Origin of the sequence: Nocardia sp. NPDC058499, assembly GCF_042719915.1 — a bacterium.
In the GTDB taxonomy this organism is placed as follows: domain Bacteria; phylum Actinomycetota; class Actinomycetes; order Mycobacteriales; family Mycobacteriaceae; genus Nocardia.
This window is the reverse complement of record NZ_JBHXMZ010000002.1, coordinates 1063270-1076307: the sequence shown is the minus strand read 5'-3', so window position 1 is coordinate 1076307 and position 13038 is coordinate 1063270. Positions and strand designations below refer to the sequence as shown.

Below are 13038 nucleotides of genomic sequence, written 5' to 3'. Positions count from 1 at the left end.
TCAACCAGTTACCGGAGACCTCGCCACATCACCAACTTCTCCACCCGGACAACGGGTTCCGCCCCACAACTCGGGCGCTTATGAAACAGGCTCTAGTTGTTGCGCACAACGGTGGTTGTGTCCATGTCTACCGTGGCGCCGTGGGAGTCGGCAGGGCACAGTTGCGCCACTGGGAGCCCGCTTTTGTCGACCAGAACAGAGTGAACCTCGTGTCTGGCAAACGTGTGCCGCTCGCCCCACTGGCGCATTGCCACGATGACGGTGAAGAGGTCGCGGCCGGACTCGGTGAGCACGTAGACCTGTCGGCGTCCGGATGCCGCTGTTTGTCTTTCTAGGACGCCACGATCGACCAGGCGGCGCAGCCGGTCGGTGAGGATGTTGCGCGCGACCCCGGTGCGCTGCTGGAAGTCGGTGAACGAACGGGCGCCGTCCATCGCATCGCGAATGATGAGCAGGGTCCACCGGTCTCCGACAAGGTCGAGCGTGCGCGCGACCGGGCAAGTGGGATCAGTCCACGGCGTGTCGTCGAAGCTTCGGCCGGGGTTCATCACACCTCCTGATGGGTTGCGTATTGAAACTATTCTGCCTTAAAGTCCAATTAGTTGCGTTTTGCTACTGATTGAGGTGGATGTGGGTATCAGGTTCAACCGAACGATGCTGCTCGCGACGGTGTGCTCCGTCGCCGTGGCAACGATCTATGTCGCGCAGCCTGTGCTCGCGCAGATGGGGCGCGACCTGGAGGTGCCCGAGGCCGATCTGGGATGGGTCGTGGCAGCAGGGCAAGTCGGCTACCTGATGGGTCTGGTGGTCCTCGTTCCGCTGGGAGACATGCTCGACCGGCGTAAGCTCATCGGTGCTCAACTGCTCCTCGCCGCAGTGGGCATGCTGGTGGCAGCGGTCGCTCCCGGTTTGTGGCTCTTGCTGGTCGGACTTGCCGGCGCGGGCCTGTTCGCAGTCGTCGTTCAAACCACGGTCGCGTTCGCTGCCGACCTGTCGACTCCGGCGGAGCGTGGCCGCACTCTCGGAGTCGTCACATCCGGCGTCGTCATCGGAATTCTGGGAGCGCGAGTGCTGGCGGGGGGACTCGCTGCGCTGTGGGGGTGGCGAAGCATCTACATCACGCTCGCGGTGCTTCTCGTCGTGCTGTCCCTCATTGTTCTGAAGCAGCTGCCGGCAGGTCATCGCCCGGCCCGCCGGACCTCTTACGGCGACGTAATGGTCTCGCTCGGCCTCCTGTTCCGGGAGCCTCTGTTCCTCTCGCGAGGGCTGATCGCGTTCTTCCTGTTCGCTTCCTTCGGCACACTCTGGAGTGGGCTTGCGCTCCCGCTGGCGGCCGAACCGTGGCAATTGAGCCCAGCTCAGATCGGCCTGTTCGGAACCGCTGGGCTCGCTGGTGCCCTGGGCGCCGCACGAGCCGGCCGATGGGCCGACGCGGGCCATGCCAACGTTGTAACAGGCAGCGCCCTCGTACTGCTGGCCGCATCCTGGATCGCCTCCGGACAGGCGGCCTGGCAGCTGTGGCCGGTGGTCGTCGGCGTCCTCGTCCTCGACTTTGCAGTTCAGGCCGTGCACGTCAGCAACCAGACGCTGCTCACCGCTGAGTACTCGCACCGAACGAGCAGTGTCATCGGCGGTTATATGCTCTTCTACTCGCTGGGCTCCGCCCTCGGCGCGACGGCTACCACCACGGTGTATTCCACGTCAGGGTGGACCGGGTCCGCTGTTCTAGGTGCCGGCTTCGCGCTTTGCGGACTGCTCACCTGGGCGTTCAGCCGGCAGATGCTCGCGCGCTGCGGCTGCGGACCGAGTTCGAGTGACGGCCGGCACGAGTCGGCGCCGATGGGTCATGGGACGCCGAATATGAACGGCGCACCACGGTAGTCCGCACCGGAGAGAGCACAGGTGTTGCTCCAGGCGAGTTGTGTTGTCCGATTGGGTTTTTGCTGATGAGGCAGGGTACCGTCGCCGGTCATGAGCGAGCAGCGGGGTGGCCCGCACGACGCGTTCTTCCGGGGGATCATGGCAAATCGTGACAATGCCGCCAGTGAGATCCGCGTGAAGTTCTCCGAGGAGTTCGGCGCAGCACTCAGCAACCGCATCCATTGGCAGGGACTGGAGCTGATGCCCACCAATTTCATCCACCCCGACCTACGCGACCGCTACGGCGACCTGCTCTTCCGCACCCTCCTCGACGACCGGCCCGCCTTCATCTATATCCTGCTCGAACACCAATCCTCCACCGACCGGTTCATGGCGTTCCGAGTCTTGGAGTACATGGTTGGTATCTGGCGGCAGTACCTCGCCGACAACCACCACACACACGAACGCGGCAGCCGGCCCGGCCGCCTACCGGCGATCATCCCGCTGGTGGTCCACAACAGCCCCCGCGGCCGCCGCTGGAGGGCACCGACCGAGCTTGGTGAGCTTCTCGATCTCGACCCCGAAACCCGGACAGAGCTGGGACCGTACTTGCCGAGCCTCCGGTTCCTGCTCGACGACGTCACCGCCGTCGACCTCGACGCACTGCGCCACCGTGAACTCACCCCCGCCGCCCGGTTGCTGCTGGTGTTGCAGAAGATCGCTCCGGGCAGCACCGGCCTGGATCGCGCTATGCTGGATTGGCTCGACGACCTGCGCGCTCTCGCTGAGGGGGCGGATCCGCTGGGTGTTTATCGGATGGTTTTCACCTACCTGGTGACGGTAGGTGATACCAGTGAGACGGACCTGGCGGCGGTCGCCGCGCGGATCGACCCCCGAGCCGAGGAGGCGTTTGTGACCACAGCGGAAATCATCGAAGCCCGTGGTCGTGCGGAGATGCTGATCGAACTGATGACGATCAAGTTCGGCCCGCTGCCCGAGGCCGTGCTCGGCCGTATCCGCTCGGCCGATGCCGACCGGCATCATATGTGGGCGACGCGGGTGCTGACCGCCGCTTCTATCGAGGAGGCGCTCGCCTGACGCTCGGCGCCGGTGCCGGTCTCAGCGTTGTAGCGGACCCAGGCCGAGAAAGGAACGCAGGCGTGCGAAGCGCACGGGTGTCACGGGAAGTGTGGTGGTGTCCACGATTACCGGGGTCGTGGTGCGTAAGGCAGACAACTGAGAGCCGGGTAGGTGGGTCGTTGTCGCGATGATCACCGCGTCGGCGCCGGTTCGGTAGAGCGTGGTGCGCAGCGTCGTGAGATGGTCTGGGCTGGGGTCGGCGGGTAGTTCGACGAGCCAGCGCAGCCGGTAGCCGTGGGCGATGGCGGTCAACCGTAGGCGCGCGGTGACGAATCCGCGGTGACCACACAGATCGGTGCGCAGATAGCCGATTGCTGTCGGCTGTGCGCCGAGTGCGGAAGGGGAGACGTGCACGTCCCTGCCGGCTTTCTGGCCGGTCACCGGTAGACCTCGGGCGTCTCCGGTATCCACCGGTCCACGTCACCTCGGCGATACCACCCGTAGGGGTGGACGATCATCAGCCCGCATCGTTCGAGCACGACCGGCGCACGGAAGCCGATATGTTCCACAGTCGGTGTCACAATTGCGTCGCCGCCGAGTAGATCCGATTTACGTAATGTCCACGGCAGCACATCCATACCGGATTCCAGCACCACTCGGGCAATGGCGAATCCGTGGGCGCGGGCGAAATCACGGCATTCGGTTTCGAGATGCTGTTGTATTGCGCCACAAAGACTTTTGTTCAGGTATACGATCGCAACGGGCATGGCTCCGCCTTTTCCTGAAGAGGCGATGGGATGCAGCCCGGCGCAGGGTCCGATGGGGAGTAGCGGCCGCGATCGGACCACCGGCTTCACAACACTCCAGGTTGTGGAACCGGTGTTACCCAATGGATTTCGGGGAATTTCCTGCGCCGGGCGCGAAATCAGTAGACCGGAACAGTGCGCTATGTGGAACCGCCTCGGTGGAGATTCTTGCCCAGATCAGCCCGGCAACCGTGCCGGGCCGCTTCCGGCATTGTGTTCCGGGCCGGAGTGTTCCACAACGGAATTCGATAATTACGAAAGGTAATGAGATGGCGGGTGGATCCACACTCCCGAAACGAGCACTCGGCCGCGAACTGCGCCGGCTGCGCGAACGCAGCGGCACCAACCAGGCCGCGGCCGCCCGCGCGATCGAGGTGAGTCCGCAGACGATCGGCCGCCTGGAAGACGGGCACGCCTCCCGGCCTACGACGTTGCAGATCAACGGACTGTGCGACCGATACGGCGCCTCGGACGAAGAACGCCGGTTCTTGCTGGATTTGCTGCAGGACTCACGGACGGCGAAGCAGAGCGGGAGTGGTTGGTGGAGGGCTTATGCCGACCAGATCCCTGCGGATTTCAACCACTATCTCGGACTGGAGGAGGTCGCCGCGCGGGTCACCACATGGCAGGAGACTCTGCTTCCCGGCCTGATACAGACCCCGGAATACCGGCGAGAGATGATCTGGACCGAAAGCCCGCACCTGGCTCCCGACGATGTCGAACGCCGCATAGCTGTGTCGGAACAGCGGCTGGAAAACCTGCGTAACAGCAAATTTCAGTTGAACGCGCTCTTGTCCGAGGCGGTACTGCGGCATGGAGTCGGCGGCTCAGCCGTTATGCCACGCCAACTGAACCACCTCCTTGCACTGGATGAAGCGGCGAACGTCAGTATTCGCGTCGTACCATTCCGTGCGCGCAGCCTGGTGGGCCTGCTTGTGCGTTCATTCGTGCTCCTCGAATTCGAGGTACTTCCGAACGTTCGGTTGACAGAGCCACCGGTGGTCTATGTGGAGGGCTTCACCGGCAGCCTCTATCTCGAACGGCGGGAGGAGGTCACGCAGTATCGAGCCGCCGCCGACGAGATCGAGCGTGTAGCGTTGAGCGAGCGGGAAACCAGAGCGTTGATCGCGAAGGTTGCGAAGGAGTTCGAGACGTGAAGACCGACCCGGGCGACGCACGTTGGTTCAAGAGCCGTCACAGCGGCCCCTCTCGGGATTGCGTCGAAGTCGCGGGACTCGGCTTCGGAGAGGTCGGAGTCCGGGACAGCAAGAACCCGACTGGGCCTGTGCTTGTTTTCCCTCGATCCGAGTGGCAGAAGTTCCTGAGCGCCGCGCGTAGAGGTACGTTCGATCATTCATAATCGGTGCAGTCCCGGCCGTGTAGGGTCTCAGAACTTGTGTCGGAATCTCAAAATGATTGACGGTGCCGTGGCGGATCCGTCATAGTTTTGAGATTCTGCTCCGGCTGCGGGCTGATTGGTGGATGATCTTCGCCAGTTGGTCTCCGTAGCAGGAGGTTTGGGTTGGCGAGCGTGAGTGCGCCGAGGTCTCGGCGGCGGTTGGCCGGCTATGCCGATGCTCTGGAGGACGTGTGAGCATCCGCCGTTCCCTTGGCGAGAACTCGCCCGCGCCGAGGTTGGACAATCTCACATTGTCCCGCAAGGAAGGCTGGCGCCGGTTCGTCGATACCCCGGCCCGGACTCCTCCGGAATCGTTGACGCGCCGGCAGTTGGGAGCGTTGAGCGAGGAGGCGCTGGCGGCCCACAACCGGGATCGGCGTGAATGGCATGCCAACCTTGGGCCGTTGATGACACCGCAGATGGAGGCGTTGCACGAGGACTTGTGGGACATCGTGGACAGCAACTGCCAAGACGGTGATAAAGCCAAGGGCGCGGTCGCGATCGATGCGTTCCCTGGTCTGGGCAAGACGACCGCGGTGCTGGCGTTCGCCAAGAAATACCACCGCCGCGAGATCGCCGCGCTCGGCGCGGAAACCGAGGACGGGCATCAGCGGTGGCCGGTTTGCCGGGTCGGGCTGACCGGCAACACCGGCATGCGTGAATTGAACCGGGCGATGCTGGAGTTCTACGGCCACCCCGGGGTGAAACGCGGCACCGCCGCCGAGTTCGCCCACCGCGCCCTGGACTGCGTCCTGTCCTGCGGAACCACCATCATCGTGGTCGATGACCTGCATTTTCTGCGATGGAACCATCGCAGTGGCGTCGAGATCAGCAACCACTTCAAATACATCGCGAACGAATTCCCAGTCACCCTGATATTCGTCGGGGTCGGGCTGGCCGCAAAGGGGTTGTTCTCCGAGGGCACCGACTATCACGACGCGGTGCTCGCCCAGACCGGCCGTCGCACCACTCCGCTGGATATGCCGGGGTTCACCGTCGACACCGACGTCGGGCGACGGCAGTGGCGGCAACTGTTGCTGGGCATCGAGCAGCGGATCGTGCTGGCCGACAAGTGTCCCGGCATGGTCGCCGACGAGTTGCCCGATTACCTGTTCGCCCGCTCGACTGGGCATATCGGATCGTTGATGACCCTGATCAACCGCGGCTGCCAGCGGGCGGTGCGCACCGGGGCGGAGAAGCTGGATATCGCGTTGCTCGACGGCGTCAAGAACGACGCCGCCGCCGAGAAAGCCCGCCAGGAGCTGGAAGCCGCGCTGTCGGCGCGCACGATCACCACCCGGCTCGGCAGGACCGGATGAGCACCCGCACCCTGCCGATCCGGGTGCCACCGTTGCCCGGGGAGGCGATCGATTCCTGGCTGGAAGCGCTCGCCGCCCGGCACCGCACCAGCTGGGCCGACCTGCTCGACGCCCTCGGTTTCACCCAGCCACGGTCGGCGATCAGCAGCTGGATCGCACGCCTGGACCCCGGCGAGATCACCAGCCTGGTCGCCGCGACCGGCATCGAGCCCGCCGTGGCAACGGCGATGACACTCGACTGCTTCCACACCACGGCGCTGCGCATCGACTCCGGTACCCGCACCCTCGACAAGACCTTCCCCTGGAGTCCGTCAGCCTATTCACGGTTCTGCCCGCACTGTTTGGCCGAAACCCGCGGCCGCTGGCAACTGTCCTGGCGGTTGAGCTGGTCGTTCGCCTGCCTGACCCACCAGCGGCTCCTCGCCGACCTCTGCGGGGCTTGCGGACAGCGGCAACGCCCCCGCCCCCTGGCAGGCACCGCCGTCCCGACCCCGGGACGCTGCGGCTGCCCGCGCCCCGGGTCGGTCGGCGTCGCACCGCAGCGATGCGGAGCGGACCTGACCGGCATCGACACACTGCGGCTCGCCGCCGACCACCCGGCTCTGACCGCTCAGCGAACACTCGACCACCTGATCGCCACCGGCACCACCGACTTCGGCGTCTATGCCGCCGCGCCGTGTTCGGCCGAGGCGGCACTGGCCGACATCGGGGCGGTCGCGTCCCGGGTGCTGTCCGTGTCGACCACCGAGCCTTTGGCCTCGGCGATCCCCGGTGATCTGCTCGCCGGATTCTCGACCGTCGCCGATATCTGGCCGCTCCCGCGCAAGAGCGGCCCGGACACCGCGGCCACAACGGCGGTCACCACCCTCGCGGCGCTTGCCGTCCTGACGGCCCCCGACGCCCACCAGGGCGGAAAAGTCCTGCACCGGTTGGTCGACCGGACACCCCGGCGCGCGAAGCCCAGCGACGTGGCACCGCGCAGCACGGTCAGTCCCGCACTGGAGGCGGTCCGGCTGGCCTTCCTGGCACCGTCCATGCGGCTGAGCAACCAGCTGCGTTACCGGATCGCCGACCCGCATCCCCGGCGACCGGACCCGGCGTCACCCCGAGCCGACACCCTCGTTCGCGGACTACCCACGATGCTCTGGCCGGCATGGTCCCTACGACTGGCCCTGCCCCAACCCCAGCAACGCCGCCTACGCCCCGCCCTGTCGGCCGCGCTGCTCCTCACCGGGACATCCGTCTCGACCGCACACGCGGGCGAACTCCTCGGCGGCCACATCAGCAGCTATCACCTCAACCGGGCCCTGGCCCTGCTGGCCGGCACCGGCCACTGGGAATCCATCCGGCACGCACTCACCCTGATGGCCGATCACCTGGCCGCAGGCGAGGTCCCGATCGACTACCAGCGGCGACGCCACCTCGACTACACCGATTTGATGCCCGACCGTCTGTGGACACGGCTGTGCCGCGATACCGGCACGCCGGCCCGGAAACCGGCCACCGCCGCACTGGCCCGTTGCTTTCTGTTCGAACGGCTCAGCGGACTACCAGCCGACACCGGCCCTGGAGCGACCGGCGACTCCTACTTCCGAAACCGGGCCGCAAACTTCGCGCAGGTCCTAACGCCCGAGCTTGCCCATGCTCTCGACAGCCACGCTCGTGAATTCTTGAGCAGACACGGCATCGACGATGAACCGCCGAGCTGGGAGCCACCATCCAGCCTGTTCGAGGGCCATTGGCTGCCGGGCCCCGACCCCGCCGAGATCGGCGTCGATCAACTGCATCAGGTGATCCGACAGGGGCCCATCGGCACTGCAGCAGAGCGCCTCGGCACGACTCTCGACGTCGTCAGATACCTGCTGGAAATCCACCCCGCACCGCTCACCCCCGAAGCCGCGGCCAGGTCGGGAAAGGCCCGCGGAATCAGCTACCTGACCGCCAAAGGAGCCCTGCCTCCGGACAAGCTCACCGACCTGTACCTGCACCGGCGCATGAGCATCACAGGCATCGCTGAACACGTCGGCGTCGCCGGACACGTCATTACCGACCTCCTTTGTGACTACAACATCCCCGTACGCAGACCGGGTCGGCAGAAAACCACCTACGTCGACCGAACCTGGTTGCACGAGCAATACATAATCCACGGTCGTTCCCTGACGGGCCTTGCCGAAGAAGCTGGCATGACCTGGGCCACCATGGCCAGATGGGCTCAACGTCAAGATATTCCACTACGTCGGGTGGAAGGCTTCCGTAGACGCCGAAACCACCCCACGGCCGAAGACATCGCAGCCGCACCGCCGCTACTGCAGCCAGCGCTGATCGAACTCGGCGGAGCCGGCCGACTCACCGACTTCGCTGCCACCTGCAGACACCGCACACTCGCCTCCGCTGCGGAGTTCTTCGGTATCCATCCCCATACCCTCGGCAAACGGCTCCGGAAACTCGAAAGCGACCTCGGCGGTATGCTCTACGACCGCGGCGGTCCAGGACGCCCGATGAAACCGACCTCGCTGGGCCATGCCGTTCTCGACGCAATCAAAGTCTGGACCCGCACAGATCCCGACCAGACCGCCGAATCGACGAAATGACTGTCGTGTCAATCGGCCGGGCAAATGAGAACGTTCGGTCTCGAAGCCGAGTCCGGGCCCGGACCACCAGCCGCGAACCCGCCACACCCACATCCTGGACAACCAGTGGCGCCAAACCTGAAAACAATACGCCGACAACAACACTCACCTCAGCCACCGGGCTATCGTGCCGCCGTCACCTCACAGGCACCACCGAAAGTGGGCCAGAGCCGTTGTCTTTACGGTCCCCTATAAGCAGCAGCTGGATCCGTGAGTAACAGGTATCAGGTTGTGTAGTCGGCATTCAACCGGACGTACCCTTCGGTGAGGTCGCAGCCGTAGGCGGTGAAGGTGCCGGTTCCGATGCCGAGGTCGACGCTGATGAGGACGGTGTCCTTCTCCAGGCAGCGGCGAGCGCGCTCGAGGAGGTCCTCGGATTGGGCCCGCGGGTAGAGAACAAGGTCGTCGAAGCCGATCTGTACGCGTGCGGGGTCGATGTCCACATCGTCTTCGAGTTTGCCCAATGCCATGGCGACCCGACCCCAGTTGGGATCAGCGCCGTGAACTGCGGTTTTGACCAATGGCGAGTTGACCACGATTTTCGCTGCGCGTTTGGCTTGGGCGGTGTCGCGGGCTCCCGCGACATGAACTTCGAGAAGCTTGGTGGCGCCCTCACCGTCAGCGGCTATGGCACGCACCAGGTCGAGTGCCACGTGATAGAGGGATTCTTCGAATTCGTCGAGACCGACTGGGCCGGCAAGGCCGTTCGCGAAAACCGCTGCGGTGTCACTGGTGGAGGTGTCGGTGTCGATACTGAGAGCATTGAACGTCTTGTCGACAACCCGTCGGAAGATCGTGTCCAGTTCCTGTCCCGGGACATCGGCGTCGGTGAAGAAGAACGTGAGCAAGGTCGCCATATTGGGCTCCATCATCCCCACGCCCTTGGCGACGCCGGCAATCACCGCGTCGCCGCACTTCCGCTGCGAGGTCTTTGGGTGCGTGTCGGTCGTCATGATCGCGGTGGCGACCGCCGCCGGGTCGATAGGCGGGATATCTCGGTCCAGTGTCGCGAGCCCTGCACGGATTGTTGGCATCGGGTATGGGATTCCGATGACACCGGTGGATGCGATGAGCAACCGGGCGGGGTCGACACCGGCAATGGCGGCTGCGCGTTCCCGGACCTCGATGGCGTCGGCCAACCCGGTTTCGCCGGTGGCCACGTTGGCGTTACGCGAGATGGCAACCATTCCACGTAGCCCTCCGCTTCGAGCAGCCTCGCGGTTGACGAGCACGCTGGGGCCGGCGAAGCGCGACCGCGTGAACACTGCCGCCGACCGTGTAGGCGCCTCAGAGAAGGCCAACGCGAAGTCGTCGGCCTCCTCCTTCAGACCCAGACGTGTGGTGACAGAGCGGAACCCTTGCGGCACGAGGTTCTCAGTACTCATCTGTTGTTCCTTCCCGGGCTACTGTCGTGGTCCACCGTCAGCGCCGGCGTGGCCGGCACAGCGTCCAGGGATCGAGCGTACTGGTAGAGCAGTTCGGCGCCGATTTCTGCTGCCAACAACGAAGTGATACCTGCATGGTCGTAGGCCGGGCTCACCTCTACTATGTCGAAGCCTACGGGCTGGAGGTCCCCCACCACCTTGATCAGCGCGAGGATTTCCCGGGAGGTGAGCCCGCCTGGTGCAGGTGTTCCTGTTCCCGGGGCATAGGCCGGGTCTGCGGCATCCACGTCGATGGATACGTATACCGGCTGTCCGGTGGTGTGTTCGAGCAGTAGGCGTTTGATGCCCGCTGTTCCGAGTTCGTCGAAGTCATCCATGGTGACGATTACGACGCCGCGGTCGCGAGCGAACGAGAGCGAACCCGGGTTCGGGGTGTGCCCACGAATGCCGATCTGAACCATCTTCTGCGGCTGGACGAGACCTTCGTCGATGGCGTGGCGGAATGGCGTGCCGTGGTGGTAGCGCCCACCGTAGACCGGCGGGTAGGTGTCACTGTGAGCATCGAGATGGATAACTGCTAGGGGACCGTGTTCTCGGTGGGCGGCGCGGAGGGCAGCGAGTGTGAGGGAATGGTCTCCGCCCAGCATCAATATTGCACGGTTGTGCTCATAGAGGGCCGTGAGCGCTGTAGTTGCCTCGTCGATCGCGTTCTCCATAGCAAATGGGCTGAGATCGAGGTCTCCTGCGTCCACGACGTCGAGAAGGTCGAGTACCCCTGGCCCGCGTTCGACGCCTACACCATGCAGCAAAACCGATTCTGCGCGGATGGCGCGGGGACCGAATCTGGCTCCTGGTCGGTAGCTCGTACCTCCGTCGTAGGGAGCCCCTATCACCACAGCATCGCGACCGCGGGGGTCGGTGGCAGCAGGCATACGCATGAAGGTCGGGAGCTGGGCATACCTGGGTGATAGGGCTGTATCGATGCGGGGTTCCGAACTCATATAGCCGCCGATCGTGATGCTTCTCGCCATGGTCGGTCGGCCAGAATTCGGGAAAGATCGACTTCTTCGGGGTGTCTTCCCGCTCCCACGGTCTGATCGTAGATGGAGCGAACGACACATTGTTTGGCGTGAGCCACCTCGTCTGCGGGCACGTCGTAGGTGCGGACCATTTCGCTGAATGCAGCGGATATGCCGGACCCTTCGTGGACTCCGAGTTTCGGGCGGGCGATGGTAGTGGACGGCAGCAGATCGGTCATCGCACGCCTCAAAACCCACTTGTCTCGTTGATGGCGGCGTTTGAGGCCGGCTTCGAGTTGTATGAGCGCGTCGAGGACTTCGCGATCCCAGAACGGGTGCGTCGTCCAGTGGCCGCCGAGCGCGGCCAGGACCGGGGTGAGTTCGTTGAGACCATCGAAAGTGCTCATGTCGTACACGATCGCGTTCTCCACCGAATCGAGTGCATGGATGTCGCGGTGCATGCCACCCAGCGGAATATCAGCCCCGTAGCCGGTGAGCACCCGGCGTGCGGGTCCTGCGAGTCGCCGGTAGAGCACTGTCAGCGGCAGCAGGTACTCGATGATGGTCGCGTCGTACACTTCCGCGGCCCACACCGCCCACGGCAGTTCGGCTAGGACGTCTTCACTGGTCACCGTCAATTCTGCGTGGTCACATCCCGGGTGGTGTCGGCGGACATGGTCCGCGACCTCGCGCGCAGCGTCGAACTCGTTGTGGTCGTCGGTACCCATCGACACGGTGTGCACTGCACCGCAAGCTGCGGCGGCCAGTACGGTGACCGAGCTCGAGTCGATACCGCCCGACAGCACCGCGGTCGGAGGAGATTCGATATCCCGAAGACGTTGTCCCACCGAGCGGGTCAGTGCTTCCCGGACAAGAGCCACTGCCTCGTCTTCGTGTGGGGCGCGCCGGTGCAACGGCGGCGACCATGTCCGCATCGCGCGGGGTTTCTGATGGTGATCGATGTCGTGGACTATGACGGTGCCCGCAGCAATCTGCGCGGCGGACTTGCCACGCACCGGGGATAACGCGGAGATCGACGCCGTGTGCTCGATAACATTCAGCGACGCTACGGTCTTTACCTCTGTCGTGACCGTCACAGTCCGATCTTGCCGATACAGGTACAAGGGGACGCTTCCGGCATGGTCAGTGGCGGCGATTACGCGCGTTCCCGAAGCGATAACGGCCGCGAAGCGTCCATTGAGCAATCGGAAGGCATGGGCGCCGTAGCGCTGGAAGCAACGCAACAGCAAGGCCGCATCGCTGCCCGCGGATTGCTCATCGAGAGCGGTCTCAAGTTCGGCACGGTTGTAGATCTCGCCGCACAACAAGGCCATTGTGGAGTTCCTTGCGTCGGTGACGATCGCGCCCGTCGGGGCTTGTTCACCCATGCCCAACACCCACGTTTTCCAGGTCTGTTCAGGCAGACGTTCAGTGAGAAGAGCCGAAGTGCCTTTTGCAGCGAACCGCGGCGATTTCGCACTAGATTGGGTGCGGATGCTGGTGGCGGTGAGGTGGAAGCCCAGGACAATGGGGGTCATCG

Annotated in this window: 12 protein-coding genes; 6 read left to right on the top strand and 6 right to left on the bottom strand. The window is 64.5% G+C overall.

The genetic code is table 11. From position 1 onward, the window contains the following. Positions 1–92: 92 nt before the first annotated feature. Positions 93–548, bottom strand: coding sequence for a winged helix-turn-helix transcriptional regulator (locus ACFWPH_RS10090; protein WP_378749381.1), 456 nt, complete (start codon positions 546–548; stop codon positions 93–95). 76 nt (positions 549–624) lie between these two features. Between ACFWPH_RS10090 and ACFWPH_RS10085 the strand changes: the two genes are divergently transcribed. Further along, positions 625–1881, top strand: coding sequence for an MFS transporter (locus tag ACFWPH_RS10085; RefSeq protein ID WP_378749379.1), 1257 nt, complete (start codon positions 625–627; stop codon positions 1879–1881). 90 nt (positions 1882–1971) lie between these two features. Continuing rightward, on the top strand, positions 1972–2958 hold the full coding sequence (locus ACFWPH_RS10080; protein WP_378749377.1) for an Rpn family recombination-promoting nuclease/putative transposase: 987 nt from the start codon (positions 1972–1974) through the stop codon (positions 2956–2958). A 21-nt stretch (positions 2959–2979) separates the two neighbouring features. Here the strand turns inward: ACFWPH_RS10080 and ACFWPH_RS10075 are convergent, their stop codons facing one another. Further along, positions 2980–3381, bottom strand: coding sequence for a hypothetical protein (locus ACFWPH_RS10075; protein ID WP_378749375.1), 402 nt, complete (start codon positions 3379–3381; stop codon positions 2980–2982). Beyond that, positions 3378–3707, bottom strand: a complete 330-nt coding sequence (locus ACFWPH_RS10070) for a hypothetical protein (RefSeq protein WP_378749373.1) — start codon at positions 3705–3707, stop codon at positions 3378–3380. The genes ACFWPH_RS10075 and ACFWPH_RS10070 overlap by 4 nt, the downstream gene beginning before the upstream one ends. Before the next feature lie 197 nt (positions 3708–3904). On the opposite strand from ACFWPH_RS10070, the gene ACFWPH_RS10065 reads away from it, so the two are divergent. The 4 genes from ACFWPH_RS10065 to ACFWPH_RS10050 all read left to right on the top strand — a co-directional run bounded on the left by ACFWPH_RS10065 (position 3905) and on the right by ACFWPH_RS10050 (position 9055). After that, entirely contained in the window at positions 3905–4903 is a 999-nt protein-coding gene (locus tag ACFWPH_RS10065) for a helix-turn-helix domain-containing protein (protein WP_378749371.1), read from the top strand. Then, positions 4900–5106 (top strand): DUF397 domain-containing protein, encoded by a 207-nt coding sequence (locus tag ACFWPH_RS10060; RefSeq protein WP_378749369.1) that lies wholly within the window; start codon positions 4900–4902, stop codon positions 5104–5106. The genes ACFWPH_RS10065 and ACFWPH_RS10060 overlap by 4 nt, the downstream gene beginning before the upstream one ends. Positions 5107–5336: 230 nt before the next feature. Continuing rightward, positions 5337–6464: an ATP-binding protein gene (locus tag ACFWPH_RS10055; protein ID WP_378749367.1), complete on the top strand. Its 1128-nt coding sequence runs from the start codon at positions 5337–5339 to the stop codon at positions 6462–6464. Beyond that, positions 6461–9055 (top strand): TniQ family protein, encoded by a 2595-nt coding sequence (locus tag ACFWPH_RS10050; protein ID WP_378749365.1) that lies wholly within the window; start codon positions 6461–6463, stop codon positions 9053–9055. Before ACFWPH_RS10055 ends, ACFWPH_RS10050 begins: the two co-directional genes overlap by 4 nt. A 263-nt stretch (positions 9056–9318) precedes the next feature. Here the strand turns inward: ACFWPH_RS10050 and argJ are convergent, their stop codons facing one another. The 3 genes from argJ to ACFWPH_RS10035 are packed head-to-tail and all read right to left on the bottom strand — an operon-like array spanning position 9319 to position 13036. Next, entirely contained in the window at positions 9319–10479 is a 1161-nt protein-coding gene (gene argJ, locus ACFWPH_RS10045) for a bifunctional glutamate N-acetyltransferase/amino-acid acetyltransferase ArgJ (protein ID WP_378749363.1), read from the bottom strand. After that, positions 10476–11480 carry an agmatinase gene (gene speB, locus ACFWPH_RS10040; protein ID WP_378749361.1) on the bottom strand — a complete coding sequence of 335 codons (1005 nt, stop codon included), beginning with the start codon at positions 11478–11480 and terminating at the stop codon, positions 10476–10478. The genes argJ and speB overlap by 4 nt, the downstream gene beginning before the upstream one ends. Next, positions 11477–13036 (bottom strand): asparagine synthase-related protein, encoded by a 1560-nt coding sequence (locus ACFWPH_RS10035; protein ID WP_378749359.1) that lies wholly within the window; start codon positions 13034–13036, stop codon positions 11477–11479. The genes speB and ACFWPH_RS10035 overlap by 4 nt, the downstream gene beginning before the upstream one ends. Positions 13037–13038: the final 2 nt, after the last annotated feature.